Genomic DNA, 20,156 nt, shown 5'->3' on the forward strand with positions numbered 1-20,156 from the left:
AGCGTCGGGTGCGTTACACCCGACAGCTGGGCATGATCAGTGGGTGTCTCTAGTAAGCACTTACTGATTTTCGACGGCGTCCTGCAGGGAGTGCCACATAGCGGTATCGCGCTCTGCCGTCCAGATACGTGGATCAGGGTATTCGCCGCCTGCCTCGTCGTAGCAGCGAGTGATATCGAAAGGCACACAGTGATCAAAAATAACCCAGTGGCCATACTTCGGCTTAAGGACCGCGTAAGTCTCGGCGTAGCACTCGGAGAGCGATTTGCCCGCCGCCTTGCCCGCTTTGACGCTTCCATACATGTCATTCAAGAAGTCGCGGGTGCCTTGAATCGCTTCCTGGCACTGCTCGGCAGTTTGCAGCGCATCGCCGCGGCCGGGCACCAGCTTTTGAGGCTGCATGGCCTGCAGGCGATCAAGCGTAGTAGGCCAGTCCTCATGGTAAGCATCGCCGGTGTATGGGGTAGCGCCATACTCAACGAGGTCACCGGAAAACATGATTTTTTCTTTCGGTAACCAGACAACGGTGTCGCCCTTGGTGTGTCCGCGGCCAAGGTGAATGATCTGCACCTCACGCTCGCCCATAAACACCGTCAGTTTTTCCTGGAAGACGATGGTTGGCCAGGTCAAACCAGGGACAGAATCGACCCCTTTGAACAGGCGCGGGAAGCGGCCAACCTCAGATTCATAGTCTTGCTGACCACGCTCGACAATCAGGTCATAGGTGTTCTGGCTAGCGTAGATATTCTCGGCATCGTATGCGGAAGCACCGAGAACACGCACGGCATGGTAATGGGTCATTACCACATGCTTAATCGGTAGGTCAGTGACCCCGCGGATACGACGGATGACGTCCTGAGCCATGATGGGCGTTGCCTGAGTGTCGATGACCATCACGCTGTCATCACCAATCACTATGCCCGTATTGGGGTCACCTTCAGCCGTGTAAGCATAGAGCCCTTCTGCCAGCTTGGTGAAACTGATCTGTTTCTCTTCGGTATCGGCATGGGACGCGAATTTCTTGCTCATGATATCTCCGGTGCTGTCAGGGTGATTCAGGTATTCATTGGAATGTTGTATGCCAGGAGGATAGTTTCTAATGAAACTAAATGTCCAGTGCTCCATCGGCGAGTCAGCCTAGCTTTTGCATGAAATTATCAATAACTCTTAATAAATCAGATAATTATTGCAAACTAATACCTAAGTATAATAATTAAAATCAGTAAATTAGTTGCAAGAGAGAGTATCTGTCGGCAGTGTTCTGCCTTATCCTGACAGGGCTTATTCTGAGATAGGCCAACCTAAAACTGATGTCACCCTTGTTTAGTGAAGGTTAATAAGCAGTGAGTCGTGTTATTGCAAACAGCGTTATTGCAAACAATGTTATCGGACGGAGCTAAGAGGACTCTCTTCCTCGAGGTGGTCAGTATGATAGGTGCGTTGCTGGTGCCCACATTCCCAGCTATCGTGCTGATTTTTGTCATCACCACCCCTGATAAACGGTGGCTCTAGGAGAAACACAATGACGATGGATAAAGCAGACGGTGATGCATCTCTGGAATCTTCAGCCAGGGCAGAACTGGATCTTAACCAATTTTTACCCTATCAGCTTAACCGTTTAGCTGACCGCATCAGTCAGGCGCTAGAGAAGCTATATGCCGAGTCTTATGATCTCAACATCGCCCAGTGGCGCGTGCTTGCGTGGCTTAGCCACTGTGATGATTTAACCGCTAAGAAGGTCTGTGCCTACACCAATATGGATAAGGCTCGCGTGTCTCGCGCTATTCAGTCGCTGGAGGACCGTGGACTGATAAGCCGCACGCCGTCACAGCAGGACCAGCGCCAACATGACTTACAGCTGACAGACGCCGGGCAAGCGCTACTCAATAAATTAGTGCCTGAAGCTCAGGCGTGGGAAGCCAATCTGGTGTCGACCCTGAGCGTTGGTGAATATCGTGACTTGCTCAATACCATGCGCAAGCTTGAGCGGCAGTTGGAGAGGATTGGTTAAAGGCTAGACACAGCAAAGACAAACCAAGATGGCAGAGGGCGCCCGCACTTTGTCAGTGGCGTGTCATTGGTAGCAAAAATAATGTGATTTGTGTAACGAAAAGGCGGGCCATGAATTATCTCCCAATAGCCATTGATAGTGACTCAAAGAGACGGCGTTCTTCTAATAAGTAATTGTAAATTAAATGATATATATAGATTAATACTTAAGTATTAGCATCTATTAGTCGATGGATCGTTGCATGATCCACGCATCTGCAGGCATTGTGATAAATAACGTGATTCACGTAATCGGCAAATGATAAGAATAAAGTATCACGTTTTGCGCTTCCACTTCGTGACGACCAGAGGAAAGAAAAGTGAATAAAACAACAAACCTGATGATTGGCGCTATTGCCGCCGCAACGCTGAGCACCTCCGCCTTTGCACAAACAACAATCACCGTGAGTACCTGGGCTGGCCCTAATCACGGCATCAACACCATTGTATGGCCAACCTGGAAAGCGTGGATTGAAGAGGCAACGGAAGGTCGCGTAACCGTAGACGTGATACACGATATGGGGCCTCCTGTTTCTCAAATGGAAATGGTCGCTGATGGTATCGCCGATGCTACCTGGGTTTTCCACGGCTACAACACGGGCCGCTTCCAGCTAACCAAGCTTCCAGAGTTTCCCACCTTTCAAGAGTTTTCATCAGAAAATGCCTCCAGTGCCTATTGGCATACGCATCAAGAGTACCTGGAAGCCGCCGGTGAACACCGTGGTGTAGATGTTGTTGCTGCCGGTGTCCACGGGCCTGGCTGGATCTTCAGCAGTGAAAAGTATGAAACCTTAGAAGACCTTAAAGGTAAGCGTATTCGAGTCGGTGGTGGTGTGATGGGGGATCTCTCCAACGCCCTGGAATTGACCGGCGTTGCCTTACCGCCGACAGGGGTTTATGAAGCCGGTTCTCAGGGCGTCATCGACGGGGCCATGCTTGTTCCTGAAGGGCTGCGCAGCTTCCGTGTCGCGGAGATTTTCCCCTATACCCTCAAAGTCGATGGCGGCTTTTATCGCGGCAGTTTCACCATCGTCGTCAACCCAATGATCTGGGATGAAATGTCGCCTGAGGATCGTGAGGCCGTTGAATCAGTCTCTGGTGAGCGTTTGTCCCGTTTGTTCGGCTACATGATGGATGTATCGGATGTGCGTGGCGTCGACTTTGCAGAAGAGCTTGGTCATACCTTTACCGAACTCGGTGACGATGACCTCAGCACGCTGAAAAGCATGAGTGACAGCATGATCGCTGAGTGGGCTGAGTCTGTTTCAGAAAACCGCAACGTTGATGCGATGGCCGCTATCGAATTCTATCGCGAGCAGCTTATCGCTGCAGCGGAGGAGGAGAGCGTTAGCAGCCTAGTGCCGGACGGATTAGTACCAGATAACGCCGAGTAGGTTCCCATTGGCACTGGACGGAGAGCGACCATGCAAACCCAAATGGCACGTGCTACGCGCGTTAGTCGGGTTCTGCAGCAGATATTGGAGGGGGTGGCAGGCGCTACCCTCTTCGGCATGATGCTGTTGACCACTGCTGACGTAGGCGGCCGCTACTTTTTCAATTCCCCCATTCTTGGTGCTGTTGAATTAACCCAACTGATGTTGGCAGCGTTGGTATTCCTGTCGCTGCCGGTCGTTTGTTGGCGTCAAGAGCATGTCAGTGTTGATCTGCTCGATGCTGTTTTCCCTGCGAAACTTATCTGGATACGTGAAGTGATCGTTAACCTGATCGTGACGGCAGCTCTTTGGGTGATGGCTCAGCGCGTATGGGCACTCGCTGAGCGCGCTTTCTCATGGGGAGATGTGACGGAATTTCTGCGCATACCTCATGGCTATCTGATCGGATTGATCGCCAGCATGCTAGCGCTTTCAGCGCTACTGACCCTCGTACGAGCCGTTTTCTATTTGCTTGAGGGACTTAAGGTAATCGAAAAAGGTGGCCCATTGAGTATAGGAGCGCCCCATGACTGAAGCGTTGTACGGTTTCGCAGTATTGCTGATACTCGTGTTCCTGCGTGTGCCTCTGGCGTTCGCGATGGGGATTGTCGGTTTCGCCGGGTTCTACCTATTAACGGGTAACTGGAATGCTGCTGAAGCAATGGCGGCGCGCCGGGTGGTCGATACCGCCATGGATTATGGCCTGTCCGTTATTCCATTGTTTATTCTAATGGGCAACTTTGTTTCCCATGCAGGATTATCCGATGCCTTGTTTCGAGCATCTAATGGCTTTCTAGGTCACCGCAAGGGTGGTCAGGCAATGGCGACGATTGTTGCCTGCGGCGGTTTTAGCGCGATATGCGGATCGAGCTTAGCGACGTGTGCCACCATGGGCCGAGTCGCCATGCCGCAAATGCGCAAGTATGGCTATAAGGATTCGCTTGCCGCCGCCTCCATCGCTGCGGGTGGCACCTTGGGTATCTTGATACCACCCAGCGTCATGTTGGTGATTTATGGAATCTTGACCGAAACCAGTATTCGTGAGCTGTTCGCGGCTGGCTTTATTCCCGGCATTCTTGGCATTTTTCTCTATATTGGCGCCATCAAATGGGTTCTCTGGCGTGACCCGAGTGCCGGCCCTGCCGCAGAAAAAGTGCCATGGCCAGAGCGGATTCAAGCACTGAAAAGCGTGGGCAGCACGTTAGCGCTGTTCGTGCTGGTGATTGGCGGTATTTACCTTGGCGTGTTTACGCCCACAGAAGCAGCCGGTATCGGCGCGATGGGTGCATTCCTGATCGCGCTAATGCACCGGGCGCTGACACCACAAGTGTTGATGAATGTATTAATGGACACCGTGCGCACCACCGCGATGCTGTTTGCAGTGGTACTAACGGCGCTGATTTTTGCCAACTTCATCAACCGAGCAGGGCTGCCTGGCGACCTTCTAGCACTGGTTAACGGCCTGAATGTGGCGCCTTTTGTGGTCATCCTGGTGATTATCGCTATCTACGTCGTGCTGGGATGTGTGTTTGAAAGCATGTCGATGCTGCTGCTGACCGTGCCGGTATTTTTCCCAGTCGTCGCGGGATTAGGCTACGACTTGGTGTGGTTCGGTATTCTTGTGGTCATCGTTATCGAAATCAGTTTGATAACACCCCCTGTCGGTATGAACGTGTTTGTATTGCGAGCCGTATTGCCGGATGTATCAACGGGCACTATCTTCCGTGGCGTCACCCCTTTCTGGGTCGCGGGTACCATACGCGCACTGCTCGTGCTTATCTTCCCAGCGATCGTGCTTTTCCTACCGCAGTTGCTGTATTAACGCTGCGCTATTCATGCGGTTCTATTAACGTCCGCGCTAAGCAAACGGATGACAGGGTAAGTGCCCTGTCATCCGTTTTTTTGTTGTCACTATTCGGCAGGTATTAGGCGAGGAAAGCGGTGTAGGCTAAACCGTTTCGCACACACCCAACCCAACCCAGCAGCGCTTCGCGCTGCTTTTGCGCCGGGCCGCCGCTGCGGGTGCGCTTCGCTTACCACGCACTACACTTTCTGAAAAAGTTCGAGGGTTGTATACATCGTAGCGCGGGTAACGCATGGCGAGGGACGAGCCTTAAGGCACCCGCGACGGTGGCTGAGCCGTTACTGCCGTTTAGCGACCAGCGTTAAAATGTCATAGCTGGCGACCAGCTCATCATGTTGATTGGTCACTGCCACGTCCCACATCACCACGCCTTGAGGGTGTCCATCAGGTGATGCCCGGCCCTGGTCAATCTTACGCTTACAGGTGAGGCGGGCGCGGATGGTATCGCCGACCAACACAGGTGTAATAAAGCGCAGCGTATCCAGGCCGTAGTTAGCCAATACGGGACCTTCGCCTGGGTAGACGAACAAGCCAGCGGCTGCCGACAGTACAAAGTAGCCGTGGGCAATGCGTTGGCCGAACTGGGTCTCTTTCGCGGCAATGTCGTCGAAGTGCATGTAAAAGTGGTCGCCGGAAAGGCAGCCAAAATTGACGATGTCGGCTTCAGTGACGGTACGGCGGTGGGTTAGCAGTGACTCGCCAACCTGCAGGTCATCGAAGTGGCGGCGGAACGGGTGGATATCGTTCTCGATCACCTTCGCGCCACGCACATATTCCCCTGTGACTGCCGCGAGCATGGTCGGAGAGCCCTGGATAGCGGTGCGTTGTAGATAGTGGTGAACAGCACGAATGCCACCGAGCTCCTCGCCACCGCCTGCGCGGCCGGGCCCGCCATGCTTGAGCATCGGCAGCGGAGAGCCGTGGCCAGTGGATTCCTTTGCTGCCTGGGCATCCAGAATCTGCAGGCGGCCGTGCTGGGCGGCTAAGACGGGGATCATTTCGGCAGCAATGGCAGGGTCTTTGGTGGTCAGTGTGGTCACCAGGCTGCCCTTGCCCTTGGCGGCGATGGTCAGGGCTTCGTCGATGCCGCTGTAGGGCATTAGCGTCGCGACGGGGCCGAAAGCTTCGATGTCGTGCGCGCCACCGTCGTTCAACGGGTTACGGTTGATCAGTAAGTGGGGGGAGATGAACGCGCCGTTTTCCACATCCTGGCCGACGGGCTTGAAGCTGCCGTCTCTGCCAAAGACGCACTCACTGGTTTCTAGCAGCTGTTCGATAGCATGATTAACGTCTCTCAGTTGGTCACGGGAAGAGAGTGCACCCATGCGCACGCCTTCTTGATGAGGATCACCGACCACGATGTTGGAAAGGCGCTCTTTAATCAGGCCCGCTAATGCATCCAGATGCTCGGCGGGCACTAACACCCGACGGATCGCGGTACATTTCTGGCCTGACTTGGCGGTCATCTCTTTGACGACTTCTTTGGCAAAGATCTCGAACTCTTCGTCTTCTGGGCTAACATCCGGGGCCATGATGGCGCTGTTGAGCGAGTCCGCCTCGGCGTTGAAGGGGATGCTCTTCGCCATGATATTAGGGTGGCTTTTCAGCTTCAGGGCGGTGCTTGCTGATCCGGTAAAGGTGACAAAGTCCTGCTCTTCCAGGTGGTCCAGTAAGTCACCGGCTCCACCGATCACCAGTTGCAGGGCACCTTCCGGCAGCAGGCCAGATTCGTTGATGACGCGCACGGCTGCTTCGGTTAGGTAGCTAGTCGCCGTTGCCGGTTTGAAGATACACGGCATGCCTGCCAGAAAGGCGGGCGCGAACTTCTCCAACATGCCCCAGATAGGAAAGTTGAACGCATTAATATGCACAGAGACACCGCGGCGGGGTACCAGAATGTGGGTGCCGTTGAAGTGGTTCTCTTTGCCTAATTGTGTCACCGGGCCTTCGTGGGCCACATTGCCTGAGGGCAGTTCCTTGCGGCCCGTGGAAGCGTAGGTAAACAGGGTGCCGAAACCACCGTCGATGTCGATCCAGGAGTCGGCCTTGGTGCAGCCGGTGTGGTGGGAAATGGCATAAAGCTCACGCTTACGCTCTTGGATATAGGCGGCCAGCGCCTTAAGAATGGCGGCCCGCTGCTGAAAATCCAGTGCCAGAATGTTTTTCACGCCGGTGTTGCGGGCGTACGCCACCGCTTCGCGGAAATTGATCTCTTCTTGGTGAGTATACGCAATGGTGGTGCCGTTGATGGCGCTGATAAGGGCTTTGGACTCGGTTTGTCCGAACCACTGGCCTGAGATGTAACTTTGCAAAACTGGCATTGCGTGTTCTCCCGTACAACATAAACAAAGCCGACGCAGTCGCCGGCTTGGAAGTGGGTGGACTAGGGGTTATACCTCGTCAAAATCGAGCACCACTTTGTCGCTGATCGGATAGCACTGGCAGGACAGTACGTAGCCGGCATCTATTTCGTAATCTTCCAGGGCATAGTTGGCATCCATTTCCACCTCACCTTCGATCACTTTTGATTTACAGGTGGAGCACACGCCAGCCTTGCATGAGAACGGCAGGTCGGCGCCGTGCTCGTTACCCGCGTCCAAAATATTCTGGGTATTGCGGGGCAGGTTATATTCGATGGTGCGGCCATCGATGATCACTTTGATGTGCGAAGTTTCTGCTTCAAGCTGACTGGCTCTGGTTGCCTGGCGGCGTTTGGCGCCTGCTGTTGGTAGCCCAGTAGTGAACAGCTCAAAGTGCACCTTCTCCTTTGGCATTCCATGTTGGGTCAGGACATCGCGCACGATCTCGGTCATCTCTTGCGGCCCACAGATAAACGCAGCGTCGAGCTTGGGTACGTCTACCCAACGGTCAAACAGGGCGTTGCACTTATCGGCATCGATACGGCCGTTGTAAAGATCGATTTCATGTTGTTCGCGGCTGAACACGTAAATGATGTTGAGGCGTTCGAGGTAACGATCCTTGAGATCCTGCAGACGTTCGCGAAACAGCGTGCCCGTGGTAGAGCGGTTGCCATAAATCACGGTAAAACGACTTTTCGGCTCGCTTTCCAACGTAGTGGCAACAATCGACATGATGGGGGTGACGCCACTGCCTGCTGTCACCGCCAGATAGTGCCCTTCACGACTGGGGTCGAGAGGCACGAAGAACTTGCCCTGTGGCGGCATCACTTCCAATTGCTCCCCAGGCTGCAATTGCTGGTTGGCAAAGGTGGAAAAGCTACCGCCTGGCACCAGCTTAACGGCGACTCTCAGCTCATGTTCGTGAACGCCGGTGCAGATTGAATAAGAGCGGCGGACATCCTCACCTTCGATGTCGCGGCGCAGTGTCAGGTACTGCCCTTGGGTAAAGCGAAAGGCGTCCAGCAGGTCGTCGGGAATGTCGAAAGCAATGGAAACGGCATCATGGGTTTCCTTGCGTACATCCTTGACGGTCAAGGCGTGAAATCGGCTCATGGGAAATGGTCTCGTCGTTTTACAGACACTTGAAATAATCGAAAGGCTCCAGGCAATCGCGGCAGCGGTAGAGCGCCTTGCAAGCCGTAGAGCCGAATTCGCTGACGCGTTCGGTCGCGTTGCTACCACATAAAGGGCAGGGCACTACCGGGTCAGACTGCCCCGTCAGGCTACGTTTGCTAGCACTTCCTACCGGAGGTGCGATGCCATAGGCGCGCAATTTTTCGCGCCCGGCTTCGGTCAACCAATCGGTGGTCCAGGCGGGGGACAGGCGACGCTGAATCAGCGGGTCTGAGTAGCCAGCGGCCACCAGCGCTTCATGGATATGCTGTTCGATAACTTCCGTCGCCGGGCATCCGGAGTAGGTGGGAGTCACATTGACCGCCAGCCGATCGTCCACCCAATCGATATCGCGCACAATGCCCAGCTCAACCACGCTGACCACCGGCACTTCTGGGTCTGGCACTTCCTGTAAAACGGCCAGCACGGCGTCGACATCGCCTTTTTCACCCGCTCGTGGCAGCCCGCTGCGGTCGCTGCCGATCAGGTCTCTGGAAGGCCAGTCATCGATAGGGCCGTCACCGATATGCGTCGACGGTGGGTTACCAGACGGTTGCATCAGGATACGTCCTCGGCAGGTATTGCATTTCCGCCAATAGAAAGCCCAGGTGCTCGGTGTGATGGCCGACTTTGCCGCCGGTATACATCCAGGCGTCGTAGGAAGGCCGCTCCAGCGTAGCTTCCTCAAGCACCTCTTCTACCGTCGCTTTCCAGCGAGCGGCAATGGTTTCCGGGTCAGGCGCGATGCCGGCCTCTATCATGGCCTGATCAATTTCGTCGACCTGCAATAGCTCGCCGGTGAACTGCCAAAGGTTGTCGAGCGCGCGCTGCATACGGGTGTGGCTTTCTTCGGTGCCATCGCCCAGGCGAATCACCCATTCAGAGGAGCGGCGAAGGTGGTACGTTGCTTCTTTTAGCGATTTGGCAGCCACTTCAGCAATTCGCGGGTCGCTGGACCCAGCCAAGCCATCAAGTAGATGAACGTGCCAAGCATCGAACAGGAACTGACGTCCTATGGTGTCAGCAAAGTCACCGTTGGGCTGCTCGGTGATCAACAGATTACGAAAGTCCTGGGCATCGCGGCGAAAGGCCAGATGATCGGCATCGATCTTGTCAGTCATCAGTTCAGCAGCCATCAGCTCAGCCGCATAGCCAAGCCAGTTGCGTGCCTGCCCGAACAGATCAAGACCCACGTTCATCAACGCCATTTCTTCTTCCAGCGCCGGGGCCTTTCCACACAGCTGAGCGTGGCGCTGGCCAAGCACCAAGGCGCTGTCGCCAAGGCGTAGCAGGTAGTCGGTCAACGGGGTTTGTGTTTTTTGAGCAATGTTCTTCAGAGCCATGTTCTTCATCACAGCCTCCCTCCTTACATGTGGCCGACTTCTTTCGGCAGTTTGTAGAAGGATGCGTGGCGATAGACCTTGTCGTTAGACGGGTCGAACAGCGGCTCTTTCTCGTCGGGAGAAGACGCGGTGATTTCGCTGGCCGGAACCACCCAGATGCTCACCCCTTCATTGCGACGGGTGTAAAGCTCGCGGGCATTTTCGATTGCCATGCTGCGATCAGCGGCGTGTACGCTGCCGACGTGCTTGTGGTTAAGGCCGTGCTTGCTGCGTATAAAAACTTCGAAGAGGGGCCAGTCAGCCATGAGAGATGCCTCAGTGGTCAGAGGAGCCCCGTAACGCGGGGCTTCCGATTGTTTTAAAAGCTAGGGTTTTAAAAGCTAGATTTTGAAAGACAGTTTTTGAAAGTCAGGCGGCTTTGCGTTGACGCTTGGCGGCATAAGCCACGGCGGCTTCACGCACCCAGGCACCGTTATCAATGGCGCTGCGACGTGCTTCAATGCGCTCGCGGTTGCAGGGGCCGTTGCCTTTCACGACGTCGAAAAATTCCTGCCAGTCGATTTCACCGAACTCATAGTGACCGGTCTCTTCGTTATATCTGAGATCCGGGTCAGGGGCGGTGCAGCCCAGCAGCTCTAGCTGCGGTACGGTTTGGTCGAGGAAGCGCTGGCGCAACTCATCGTTGCTGTGGCGCTTGATCTTCCAGGCCATCGACTGAGCGCTGTTGGGTGAGTTCTCGTCGGATGGCCCGAACATCATTAGCGCTGGCCACCAGAAGCGGTTGATGGAGTCCTGCACCATGGCTTTCTGGTCGTCAGTGCCCTCTTGCATCATGGTCAACAGAATTTGATAACCCTGGCGCTGGTGGAAACTCTCTTCCTTGCACACGCGAATCATGGCGCGCGCGTAGGGGCCATAAGAGGTGCGCTGCAGCGGTACCTGATTGACGATGGCTGCGCCGTCGACCAGCCAGCCGACGGTTCCCATATCAGCCCAGTTAAGCGTCGGGTAGTTAAAGATGCTGGAGTACTTGGCGCGGCCATCGTGAAGTTTGTCGATCTCTTCGTCGCGGTCGGCTCCCAACGTTTCCATGGCGCTATAGAGGTACAGGCCGTGACCCGCCTCATCCTGAATCTTGGCCATTAGCTGCAACTTGCGCTTAAGGCTCGGCGCACGTGTCAGCCAGTTACCTTCCGGCAGCATGCCGACGATCTCGGAGTGGGCGTGTTGAGAGATCTGACGGATCAACGTCTTGCGGTAGGCGTCCGGCATCCAATTTTTGGGTTCTATTTTAATTTCATCATTGATGCGCTCCTGGAACTGGCGTTCCTCAGGGCTCATCTCATCAAGCGTTTTGAGTTTGTTAGAACCGGTTTCAACGAGCTGCGCGTACATAGAGACCTCCGCGGCGTCGGACTATCAGGGAGTGTGACTTATCTTGTTTAAAGTATAGTGACACGAAATATTTTATCAACAAGTATTTTTGTGTGTCACTTTAAGACTTTGTGATTACGGATAAAGCCAATATTGCTGTTTTATAAAGGAAAAATGGCTAAAGTTAAGTGATTCTTAATGTGACTTTTTTTCTGGTTTCATCTGGCTATTTGGGTATGAAAAAGCCCCTTGAGGGGGAGTTCCTAAAGGGGCTGTGTTGGCGCGGCTTAGCTTCACAGAGGCCGCTAAGCGTTAGAGAGCTGGATCAGCGAAGATCTTTGACGCGTCTGGCCTTGCCTAGAGAGCGCATAACGCTCTCTACTGGGCACACCTCAACCTGGGTGCTGATACCAATATATGTCTTGATGGCATGCTGAAGCTGTTTCGCTGCTTGTTCACAGGCCACGGGGTCGCGGGCGATGTCATGATGATTCGCCTCTACCCGCACAAGCACCATGTCCATATTGCCTTGGCGGCTGACTTCGATCTCGTAGTGGGGTGAAAGCGACGCGATCTTGAGCAGTTGCTCTTCGATCTGAGTGGGGAACACATTAACCCCGCGAATAATCAGCATGTCGTCGCTGCGGCCAGTGATCTTGTCGATGCGGCGCATGGGGCGCGCGGTGCCCGGCAGCAGGCGGGTCAGGTCGCGGGTGCGGTAGCGAATCACCGGCAGGCCTTCTTTGGTTAGGGTGGTGAACACCAACTCGCCGTATTCGCCGTCTGGCAGGACGTCACCGCTGATTGGGTCGATGATCTCGGGGTAGAAATGATCTTCCCAGATGGTCGGGCCATCTTTGGTCTCCAGGCACTCCATGCCCACGCCGGGCCCCATTACTTCAGAGAGGCCGTAAATATCGAGGGCGTCAATGCCCAGGCGCTGCTCTAGGGCCGTGCGCATGCTGTCGGTCCAGGGTTCGGCACCGAAAATGCCAGTGCGTAGGGGCAGCGTGCGCGGGTCGATGCCTTGGCGCTCCATCTCGTCTGCGATGTTGAGCATATACGAGGGGGTGACCATGATGATGTCCGGCTGAAAATCACGAATTAACTGAACCTGTTTCTCAGTCTGGCCGCCCGACATGGGGATGACCGCGCAGCCCAGCCGCTCGGCACCGTAATGCGCGCCCAGCCCGCCGGTGAACAGGCCGTAGCCATATGCGACATGCACCTTGTCGTTGCGGCTGCCGCCAGCGGCACGGATTGAGCGCGCCACCACATCGGACCACACACCAATATCCTTCTGGGTGTAGCCCACCACCGTCGGTTGCCCGGTGGTGCCGCTGGAGGCATGGATGCGAACGATCTCGCTCATCGGCGTGGCCAACATGCCAAACGGGTAGTTGTCGCGCAAATCGGCCTTGGTGGTGAACGGCAGTTTGGCGAGATCTGCCAGCGTGTGGATATCGTCGGGATGTACTCCAGCCTTGTCGAAAGACTGACGGTAGAACGGCACATTGTCGTAAGCGTGCTTCAGGCTCCACTTCAGGCGCTTGACCTGAGTGGCGCGCAGCTCGTCGACGCTGGCGGTTTCCAAGGGGTCGAGAGTCGCAGTGTCGATACGCGTAGCGGGCTGATTCATCAGGGGTCTCCGGTCAAGCAAGTTGTTATTGGGCTACGTTTTATGAGCCATGGTCAGGATAAGGGGCTTATAAGCGCTCAATGATCAGAGCAATGCCCTGTCCGACACCAATACACATGGTGCATAGCGCAAAGCGCCCTTGCCGACGTTCGAGTTCATGCAGGGCGGTGGTTACCAATCGAGCGCCGCTCATGCCCAGCGGGTGGCCAAGTGCAATGGCACCTCCGTTGGGATTGACGTGTTCGGCATCATCGCTTAGTCCCAAGTCGCGCATGACTGCCAATGCTTGAGCAGCAAAGGCTTCATTGAGTTCGATCACGTCCATTTGGTCGAGGGTAAGCCCGGTCTGGGCAAGCACCTTGCGAGTGGCGGGAGAGGGGCCGAACCCCATAATGCGCGGTTCCACACCAGCGGTGGCCATACCCACCACACGAGCGCGTGGCGTGAGGCTGAAACGTTCAGCCTGCTCGGCAGATGCCAACAGCAGCGCACAGGCGCCATCGTTAACCCCAGAGGCATTACCTGCTGTCACGCTGCCGCCTTCGCGGAAAGGCGTGGGTAGCTTGGCAAGCTGCTCGGCAGTTGTGGTAGCGCGCGGGTGCTCATCGGTATCCACCACCAGCGGGTCTTGTTTGCGGCGGGGGATTTCGACCGGAACAATCTCTTCGGCCAAGCGGCCAGCCTCGATAGCGGCGGCGGTACGCTGCTGGCTGCGCAGGGCGAAGGCGTCCTGGTCTTCCCGGGAAATACCAAACTGTTCCGCCACGTTTTCAGCGGTTTCGGGCATGGAGTCCACGCCGAACTGGGCTTTCATGGCACGATTGATGAAGCGCCAGCCGATGGTGGTGTCGAAAATATCGGCTTGGCGTGAGAAGGCTTGTTCGGCCTTGCCCATCACGAAGGGCGCCCGGGACATCGACTCCACCCCTCCGGCGATCATCAACCCCGCTTCGCCGGTCTTAATGGTGCGGGCGGCATTGCCTATTGCATCCATACCAGAGCCGCACAGCCGGTTAATGGTGGTGCCGGGCACTTCAACCGGAAGCCCGGCAAGCAACGCGGACATGCGCGCCACGTTGCGGTTATCTTCCCCCGCCTGGTTGGCGCAGCCGTAAAAGATATCGTCAATCAGCGACCAATCGACACCTGGGTTGCGTTCCATCAGGGTGCGCATGGGAATGGCCCCCAGGTCATCGGCACGCATACTCGAAAGCGCACCGCCGTAGCGACCTATCGGGGTGCGAATGGCATCAATGATCAGCGCGTCTTTCATCGGTTATCTCCAGCAGCAGTATTTTCTGCGTCAGTATCTTCCAGGCGGCGTACGCTGCCGCGAATTTTGTAAGAGCGTCCGCGGAACAAGGCAACGGTATCGCCGTGTTGATTGCGCAACGTAATGTCGTAAATGCCGGTGCGACCACGGCGACTGCGCTCTTCGGCGGTGGCGGTGATCTCGTCGCCTAGCTGGCCGGGGCCGAGGTAGTCGATACTGCAGCCAGCGGCGACGGTGGCTTCATCGTAACTGTTGCAGGCAAACGCAAAGGCGGAATCGGCCAGGGTAAATAGAAATCCGCCATGGCAGTTGCCGTGCCCTTGCACCATGTCTTGACGCACGGTCATGGTCAGTTCGGCGAAGCCGGGGGCCACGCGAGTAATACGCATGCCCAGCCCTTGGCTGGCATGGTCGCGGGAAAACATCGCGTCTGCACAGGCTTCCGCCAGCTGTTGTGGGGTCAGTTGGGTATCACTCATGAAAGCTTTCCTCGCTCAAGGCGTTGCGCCGCAGCAGAAACGAGCTGCGATAGCGCTCTTCGCCGTAGCTCTGCTGTAGATGCGTCAGGGTACGGTGAACGAAAGGCAGGCCCAGTGAGTCTGCCCAGGCCAAGGGGCCGCGGGGATAGTTGACGCCAGCCTGCATGGCCAGGTCGCCATCCTGGGCGCTGCAAACACCTTGCAGTACGGCGTCGGCAGCTTCATTGGCGAGCATAGCCACGGTGCGCAGTACCACCAGCCCCGGGGTGTCGGTTAGCCAAGTCACGTCCACCCCCAGGCGTTGGAAGAACGCCGTCGCCAGTTGACGAGCTTCGGGCGATGTCATGTGGCTGGCAGCAAGCGCGATAGCGCTGGCGCTGCGGTAGTCCAGGCACAGGTCGAACAGGACCAGGGCGTCGAGCCCTTCATTGACCGCGCGCTCGGCGGCGCACCGCCCGTCGCTAAGGGCCAGCACCAGATCGCCCAGATATAAGCGAGGCGTGCCGTCTGACTGGAGTGATTCACGACGAGCTACGTCGAGCCCAGCTTCCTGGGCGCGTTCCAGCAGCGGAGCGATCACACCAGGGTCGCCCTGTACGACAAGTGCTGGTAGTTCCGCGTTTGCTGGTGCGGCAAACTTAGGCTGTGGCTTCGCAGTGTTTTCACCCGCGTAGTCAAAAAAGCCTTGGCCGGACTTACGCCCCAGGCGTCCGGCTTCCACCAGCGCTTGCTGTACTAAGGAAGGCTCGAAACGGGTATCGCCGTAGTAGGCATCGAACACCGAGCGGGTCACCGCGTAGTTAACGTCATGACCAATCAGATCCATTAGCTCGAAAGGCCCCATACGGAAGCCACCCGCCTGACGCAGCAGCGCATCTATCGTGGCGGCATCGCTGGCACCTTCCTGCAGCAGTCGTAGCCCTTCGGCATAGAATGGCCGTGCCACGCGGTTAACAATGAACCCAGGGGTGGAGCTGGCGTGTACCGCGACCTTGCCCCAGGCGCTAGCAGTGGCGTAAAGGGTTTCGGCAACGTCGGTGGTGGTCGCTAAACCCGACACCACTTCTACCAGCTTCATTACGGGGGCGGGGTTGAAGAAGTGCAGCCCCGCCATGCGTTCAGGGCGTTCAAGGTTCGCTGCAATGGAGGTGATCGATAGTGACGAGGTATTGCTGGCGAGCAAGGTATCCGGTGAGCATAACGCTTCGAGCTGCGCGAACACCTGACGTTTGATCTCAAGGTTCTCGACGATAGCTTCGATAACCAAGCGGCTGTCGGCCAAGGCATCGATAGCATCGGCGGGCTGCAGGCGAGCGACGATGTTATCCACATCGCCTTGGGTCATCTTGCCCTTGGCGACGCGCTTTTCCAGCTGGCGGCGAATGTTATCGATGCCTGCTTTGGCGGCACCCGGCTGATTGTCGTGCAAGACCACCGAGTGGCCAGCCTGGGCAGCAACCTGAGCAATACCGGCACCCATGGCACCTGCGCCAATCACACCAATAACGGCAGACGTGGGAAGGGCTGGCATATCACTCTCCCTTGAAGGTGGGGCGACGTTTCTCGATAAAAGCGCTGACGCCTTCGCGGTAGTCTTCAGTGCGCCCGGCAAGGCGCTGCAGGTCGCGTTCCAGGTCGAGTTGCTCGTTGAAGCTGTTATCGCTGCTGGCATGCAGGGCGCGTTTGATCAGTGCCAAGCCGCGCGTCGGTTGAGTGGCTAGGTGGCGAGCCATGTTCATGGCTTCTTCCTGAAGCGCCTCATCATCGACGCAGCGCCAGATCATGCCCCACTGTTCGGCGGTCTCGGCGGGAAGCTTGTCGCCAAGCATTGCCAGCCCCTTGGCGCGCGCCATACCCACCAAGTTAGGCAGCGTCCAGGTGCCGCCGGAGTCTGGAATTAATCCAATCTTGCAGAAGGCCTGGATGAAGCTTGCCGAACGAGCAGCCAATACGATGTCGCAGGCCAGGGCGATGTTGGCGCCGGCACCTGCGGCCACGCCGTTCACCGCACAAATAGTCGGGAACGGCATATCTTTAAGGGCGCGCAGCATAGGGTTGTAGCGTTTTTCAAGCGACTCGCCGAGGTCGGGGGCTTGCTCGCCGGGCGCGACGCTGCGGTCGGAAAGATCCTGACCGGCGCAGAAGCCGCGGCCGTTGCCGGTCAGTAACAAAGCGCGAACGCTTGAGTCCTGGCGCACGGCCTTAAGTGCTTTGCGCATTTCAGCATGCATTTCAGTATTGAAGCTGTTCAGGCTGTCGGGGCGGTTCAGCGTGATACAGGCGACGCCATCTTCCACGGTGTAAAGCAGGGGCGCTTGGCTCATGGGTAATATCCTTGTGTCAGTGCCCTTGAAAAGTGGCAGGTCGTTTTTCTTGGAAGGCGCGAATGCCCTCTTCGCGGTCGGCGGTTCCCGCCAGTAAGGTGAACGCATGGCGTTCAAAGCGCAGGCCGGTGGCTAGGTCGGTATCCATTGCTTTGTGTAACGATTCCCGTGCCAAGCGCACGGCCAGCGGTGCCTTGGCGGCAATGCGTGTTGCAATTGCCATGGCGCGCTCTAGCGTTAATTCGGGCTGGGTAATCTCGCTAATCAGGCCAGCTTCGAGGGCGTGGCGAGCGGAAATAGGCTCGCCGGTCAGCACCATCTGGGTGGCCAGTGACTTACCCACCGCCCTAAGCAGACGCTGTGTGCCGCCAGCGCCTGGCATGATGCCCAGGTTGATTTCCGGTTGACCGAACAGGGCGTTTTCACCGGCGATGATGATGTCGGCATGCATAGCCAGCTCGCAGCCACCGCCCAACGCGTAGCCATTGACGGCGGCAATGATCGGTTTGCGAAAACGCGTAATGGTGGCCCAGTGGTGCTGGCGGGGATCTTCCAGCATGCCCACCAGATCGCGTTCAGCCATTTCGTTAATATCCGCACCGGCGGCGAACGCTTTCGCATTGCCGGTAATCACTACGGCGCGAACGTTGTTGTCACTATTAGCGTTGTTCAAGGTGTCGGCGAGCTCGCCGAGAAGTTGCGTATTAAGCGCATTCAGTGCTTCTGGACGATTCAGCGTGATGCATAAAACGCCTTCCTGGGGTGGGGTTATTTTTAGCGTAGTGGGCATTTTTACCTCAGTTCGGCCTGTGGCGCACAGGATGAATATCTGCCGAGTATAGGTTTATTTTGATACGCATCAATATTGTTTGGTTGTTATTAATGTGTCGCTTGCTGTTGTTTTTGATAATTTATTCCTTTTTAACAACAGCTTGTCTGTGTTTTTAGCGAATGCAAGAGTGTTATTAGACCATGGTATGAAAGGCGGGCGCGTGGCTAAAAAAGTGATCTTTAGCCAGTATGCATCGAGTTTTTTGATCGTGGTAGGCTAATTCTTAAGCAAGCGGTGCCAGGGAAAGCGTTTGATGTTTTGTTACGGAAAAGATAGTCTTCTTGCCTATAGCGTATCAAAAAAATAAGTGAGTGCAGGAGCGCCCCATGACGCAATCAGCGCAGCAGATGTTCGACCTTCATCGTGAGATTCTTGATCAGGCTGTCGACGCCATTTCTAGCCGTAATTTCTGGACGCCCTATCCAGAAAGCATGCGGAAATACCCTGAGGATGCCGTTAAAGCGGCGCCGTCGACATTCGAGTCACTACTTAATCAGCCATTTACACTTAACGGTGTTGGCAGCACCCAGCAAGTGGGTGGCGAAGTGTCACCTTATGGTTTTGAACTCGGCATTACTTATGACCAGCCAAACCCCGACGAGCTGATAGCGGCCATGCAAGTAGCAATGCGTAACTGGCGGGATGCCGGGGCGCAAGCGCGCGTGGGGGTGTGTCTGGAAGTCCTGTCGCGCCTTAATGCCATGAGCCCAGAGATCGCCCAGGCAGTGATGCATACCAGCGGCCAGGGGCCGATGATGGCGTTTCAGGCCGGTGGTCCGCATGCTCAGGATCGCGGTCTTGAAGCCGTGGCGTACGCCTGGCAAGCAATGGCTCAGATTCCCGCTACCGCACAGTGGGTTAAGCCCCAGGGCAAGCATGATCCCATTGTCATGGATAAGCGTTTTCACATCGTGCCGCGGGGTATCTCGTTGGTAGTGGCCTGCTCTACTTTTCCCACCTGGAATACTTATCCTGGCTTGTTTGCCAGTCTGGCGACGGGCAACCCCGTCATTCTTAAGCCGCACCCTGGCGCTATTTTGCCTGTGGCGATGACCGCACGGGTTGTTCAACAGGTACTGGAGGAAGCGGGCTTTGACCCTTGTCTGGTTAGCCTGGTACCCGACACTGTCGATGCGCCGCTGACGAAAACGCTGGCGCTTGACCCTGCGGTAAAGCTGATCGACTTCACCGGCTCCAATGCCTTCGGTGATTGGCTGATAGAGAACGCCACTCAGGCTCAGGTGTTCGCTGAGAAAGCCGGTGTCAACACGGTCATTATCGACAGCGTGGAAAACCTCAAAGCGGTCACGGCGAATCTTGCTTTCTCGCTGAGCCTTTATTCTGGACAGATGTGCACAACCCCTCAGGCTATTTATGTACCCAGAAACGGTATTGAAACAGCGGATGGCCATTTGAGTTTTGACGACGTGGCGGCAGCGCTTGCCAAAGCCGTCCAAGCGTTTCTGAGCGACAACGACCGAGCCTGTACGGTGCTGGGTACTCTCCAATCGATGGACACACAAGCTCGGATTGATAAGTGCCGTGGTTTGGGCGAAATAGCGTTGGATAGCGAGCCGCGAGCGCACGCTCAGTTCCCCGACGCTCGTATTCACACGCCGCTTATCCTTAAGGTGGATGCAGAGCAGAAGGCTGCCTATAGTGAGGAGCGCTTCGGGCCCATCAGCTTTGTTATCGCGACTGAGAACACCGCGCATAGCATTGAGCTGGCGCGTGACGTGATTCGGGAAAAAGGCGCGATAACCCTAGGTGGCTATACGACTGATGAGGCAGTGGCCGAGCAGTTCGAAGAGCTGGCGATGGATGTGGCCGCTCCGCTTTCTCTGAATCTGGATGGGGGGATATTCGTCAACCAGTCGGCTGCTTTCAGTGACTTTCACGCCACAGGCGGTAATCCGGCGGCCAATGCTTCCCTATGTAACCAAGCCTTTGTCGCCAGTCGTTTCGTGGTGGTGCAAAGCCGTCGCCACAGCCAATCCAACTAACGGAGAACGT

General features: G+C 56.0%; 18 protein-coding genes. 5 read left to right on the forward strand and 13 right to left on the reverse strand.

Annotated features, from left to right (window positions below):
• Positions 1-60: 60 nt before the first annotated feature.
• Positions 61-1,029 (reverse strand): MBL fold metallo-hydrolase, encoded by a 969-nt coding sequence (locus L1X57_RS06970; protein ID WP_009723086.1) that lies wholly within the window; start codon positions 1,027-1,029, stop codon positions 61-63.
• Positions 1,030-1,522: 493 nt separating this feature from the next.
• Here L1X57_RS06970 and L1X57_RS06975 point away from each other — a divergent pair, with 493 nt between their 5' ends.
• The 4 genes from L1X57_RS06975 (at position 1,523) to L1X57_RS06990 (ending at position 5,304) form a co-directional block, all read left to right on the forward strand.
• Positions 1,523-2,011 carry a MarR family winged helix-turn-helix transcriptional regulator gene (locus L1X57_RS06975; RefSeq protein WP_009723085.1) on the forward strand — a complete coding sequence of 163 codons (489 nt, stop codon included), beginning with the start codon at positions 1,523-1,525 and terminating at the stop codon, positions 2,009-2,011.
• A gap of 358 nt (positions 2,012-2,369) precedes the next feature.
• Positions 2,370-3,443 (forward strand): TRAP transporter substrate-binding protein, encoded by a 1,074-nt coding sequence (locus L1X57_RS06980; protein ID WP_009723084.1) that lies wholly within the window; start codon positions 2,370-2,372, stop codon positions 3,441-3,443.
• Positions 3,444-3,473: 30 nt separating this feature from the next.
• Positions 3,474-4,016 (forward strand): TRAP transporter small permease, encoded by a 543-nt coding sequence (locus L1X57_RS06985; protein ID WP_009723083.1) that lies wholly within the window; start codon positions 3,474-3,476, stop codon positions 4,014-4,016.
• Complete coding sequence (locus L1X57_RS06990; RefSeq protein WP_009723082.1) at positions 4,009-5,304, forward strand: TRAP transporter large permease; 1,296 nt, start codon at positions 4,009-4,011, stop codon at positions 5,302-5,304. Before L1X57_RS06985 ends, L1X57_RS06990 begins: the two co-directional genes overlap by 8 nt.
• Positions 5,305-5,624: 320 nt before the next feature.
• Here L1X57_RS06990 and paaZ read toward each other — a convergent pair whose 3' ends face one another.
• The 12 genes from paaZ to paaF all read right to left on the reverse strand — a co-directional run bounded on the left by paaZ (position 5,625) and on the right by paaF (position 18,101).
• On the reverse strand, positions 5,625-7,667 hold the full coding sequence (paaZ, locus tag L1X57_RS06995) for a phenylacetic acid degradation bifunctional protein PaaZ (protein WP_009723081.1): 2,043 nt from the start codon (positions 7,665-7,667) through the stop codon (positions 5,625-5,627).
• A 69-nt stretch (positions 7,668-7,736) separates the two neighbouring features.
• Complete coding sequence (paaE, locus tag L1X57_RS07000; RefSeq protein WP_009723080.1) at positions 7,737-8,819, reverse strand: 1,2-phenylacetyl-CoA epoxidase subunit PaaE; 1,083 nt, start codon at positions 8,817-8,819, stop codon at positions 7,737-7,739.
• A gap of 19 nt (positions 8,820-8,838) precedes the next feature.
• Complete coding sequence (gene paaD, locus L1X57_RS07005) at positions 8,839-9,438, reverse strand: 1,2-phenylacetyl-CoA epoxidase subunit PaaD (RefSeq protein WP_009723079.1); 600 nt, start codon at positions 9,436-9,438, stop codon at positions 8,839-8,841.
• Positions 9,422-10,231: a 1,2-phenylacetyl-CoA epoxidase subunit PaaC gene (paaC, locus tag L1X57_RS07010; RefSeq protein WP_009723078.1), complete on the reverse strand. Its 810-nt coding sequence runs from the start codon at positions 10,229-10,231 to the stop codon at positions 9,422-9,424. The genes paaD and paaC overlap by 17 nt, the downstream gene beginning before the upstream one ends.
• A 14-nt stretch (positions 10,232-10,245) precedes the next feature.
• On the reverse strand, positions 10,246-10,527 hold the full coding sequence (paaB, locus tag L1X57_RS07015; protein ID WP_009723077.1) for a 1,2-phenylacetyl-CoA epoxidase subunit PaaB: 282 nt from the start codon (positions 10,525-10,527) through the stop codon (positions 10,246-10,248).
• Between the two features lie 103 nt (positions 10,528-10,630).
• Complete coding sequence (paaA, locus tag L1X57_RS07020) at positions 10,631-11,617, reverse strand: 1,2-phenylacetyl-CoA epoxidase subunit PaaA (RefSeq protein WP_009723076.1); 987 nt, start codon at positions 11,615-11,617, stop codon at positions 10,631-10,633.
• Positions 11,618-11,921: 304 nt separating this feature from the next.
• The gene (paaK, locus tag L1X57_RS07025) at positions 11,922-13,235 is read right to left on the reverse strand and encodes a phenylacetate--CoA ligase PaaK (RefSeq protein WP_009723075.1); all 1,314 of its coding nucleotides are present in this window, start codon (positions 13,233-13,235) and stop codon (positions 11,922-11,924) included.
• Between the two features lie 67 nt (positions 13,236-13,302).
• Positions 13,303-14,508: a 3-oxoadipyl-CoA thiolase gene (gene pcaF / locus L1X57_RS07030; protein ID WP_009723074.1), complete on the reverse strand. Its 1,206-nt coding sequence runs from the start codon at positions 14,506-14,508 to the stop codon at positions 13,303-13,305.
• Positions 14,505-14,987 (reverse strand): hydroxyphenylacetyl-CoA thioesterase PaaI, encoded by a 483-nt coding sequence (paaI, locus tag L1X57_RS07035; RefSeq protein ID WP_009723073.1) that lies wholly within the window; start codon positions 14,985-14,987, stop codon positions 14,505-14,507. Before paaI ends, pcaF begins: the two co-directional genes overlap by 4 nt.
• On the reverse strand, positions 14,980-16,518 hold the full coding sequence (gene paaH, locus L1X57_RS07040; protein WP_009723072.1) for a 3-hydroxyacyl-CoA dehydrogenase PaaH: 1,539 nt from the start codon (positions 16,516-16,518) through the stop codon (positions 14,980-14,982). The genes paaI and paaH overlap by 8 nt, the downstream gene beginning before the upstream one ends.
• Before the next feature lies 1 nt (position 16,519).
• On the reverse strand, positions 16,520-17,311 hold the full coding sequence (gene paaG / locus L1X57_RS07045) for a 2-(1,2-epoxy-1,2-dihydrophenyl)acetyl-CoA isomerase PaaG (protein ID WP_009723071.1): 792 nt from the start codon (positions 17,309-17,311) through the stop codon (positions 16,520-16,522).
• A 16-nt stretch (positions 17,312-17,327) separates the two neighbouring features.
• Complete coding sequence (gene paaF / locus L1X57_RS07050; protein ID WP_009723070.1) at positions 17,328-18,101, reverse strand: 2,3-dehydroadipyl-CoA hydratase PaaF; 774 nt, start codon at positions 18,099-18,101, stop codon at positions 17,328-17,330.
• 368 nt (positions 18,102-18,469) lie between these two features.
• Here paaF and paaN point away from each other — a divergent pair, with 368 nt between their 5' ends.
• Positions 18,470-20,146: a phenylacetic acid degradation protein PaaN gene (gene paaN / locus L1X57_RS07055; protein WP_009723068.1), complete on the forward strand. Its 1,677-nt coding sequence runs from the start codon at positions 18,470-18,472 to the stop codon at positions 20,144-20,146.
• The last annotated feature ends 10 nt before the right edge of the window (positions 20,147-20,156 follow it).

The sequence above is a fragment of the Halomonas sp. TD01 genome (genome assembly GCF_923868895.1).
Classification (GTDB): domain Bacteria; phylum Pseudomonadota; class Gammaproteobacteria; order Pseudomonadales; family Halomonadaceae; genus Vreelandella.

What these genes read in the sequence shown, in the direction of transcription:
- paaD (WP_009723079.1), bottom strand. Translation starts at nt 9,438, where the DNA reads ATGCAACCGTCTGGTAACCCACCGTCGACGCATATCGGTGACGGCCCT.
- paaI (WP_009723073.1), bottom strand. Translation starts at nt 14,987, where the DNA reads ATGAGTGATACCCAACTGACCCCACAACAGCTGGCGGAAGCCTGTGCA.
- paaG (WP_009723071.1), bottom strand. Translation starts at nt 17,311, where the DNA reads ATGAGCCAAGCGCCCCTGCTTTACACCGTGGAAGATGGCGTCGCCTGT.
- L1X57_RS06975 (WP_009723085.1), top strand. Translation starts at nt 1,523, where the DNA reads ATGACGATGGATAAAGCAGACGGTGATGCATCTCTGGAATCTTCAGCC.
- paaK (WP_009723075.1), bottom strand. Translation starts at nt 13,235, where the DNA reads ATGAATCAGCCCGCTACGCGTATCGACACTGCGACTCTCGACCCCTTG.
- L1X57_RS06990 (WP_009723082.1), top strand. Translation starts at nt 4,009, where the DNA reads ATGACTGAAGCGTTGTACGGTTTCGCAGTATTGCTGATACTCGTGTTC.
- paaE (WP_009723080.1), bottom strand. Translation starts at nt 8,819, where the DNA reads ATGAGCCGATTTCACGCCTTGACCGTCAAGGATGTACGCAAGGAAACC.
- paaH (WP_009723072.1), bottom strand. Translation starts at nt 16,518, where the DNA reads ATGCCAGCCCTTCCCACGTCTGCCGTTATTGGTGTGATTGGCGCAGGT.
- paaZ (WP_009723081.1), bottom strand. Translation starts at nt 7,667, where the DNA reads ATGCCAGTTTTGCAAAGTTACATCTCAGGCCAGTGGTTCGGACAAACC.
- paaB (WP_009723077.1), bottom strand. Translation starts at nt 10,527, where the DNA reads ATGGCTGACTGGCCCCTCTTCGAAGTTTTTATACGCAGCAAGCACGGC.
- paaC (WP_009723078.1), bottom strand. Translation starts at nt 10,231, where the DNA reads ATGAAGAACATGGCTCTGAAGAACATTGCTCAAAAAACACAAACCCCG.
- paaA (WP_009723076.1), bottom strand. Translation starts at nt 11,617, where the DNA reads ATGTACGCGCAGCTCGTTGAAACCGGTTCTAACAAACTCAAAACGCTT.
- paaF (WP_009723070.1), bottom strand. Translation starts at nt 18,101, where the DNA reads ATGCCCACTACGCTAAAAATAACCCCACCCCAGGAAGGCGTTTTATGC.
- pcaF (WP_009723074.1), bottom strand. Translation starts at nt 14,508, where the DNA reads ATGAAAGACGCGCTGATCATTGATGCCATTCGCACCCCGATAGGTCGC.
- L1X57_RS06985 (WP_009723083.1), top strand. Translation starts at nt 3,474, where the DNA reads ATGCAAACCCAAATGGCACGTGCTACGCGCGTTAGTCGGGTTCTGCAG.
- paaN (WP_009723068.1), top strand. Translation starts at nt 18,470, where the DNA reads ATGACGCAATCAGCGCAGCAGATGTTCGACCTTCATCGTGAGATTCTT.
- L1X57_RS06970 (WP_009723086.1), bottom strand. Translation starts at nt 1,029, where the DNA reads ATGAGCAAGAAATTCGCGTCCCATGCCGATACCGAAGAGAAACAGATC.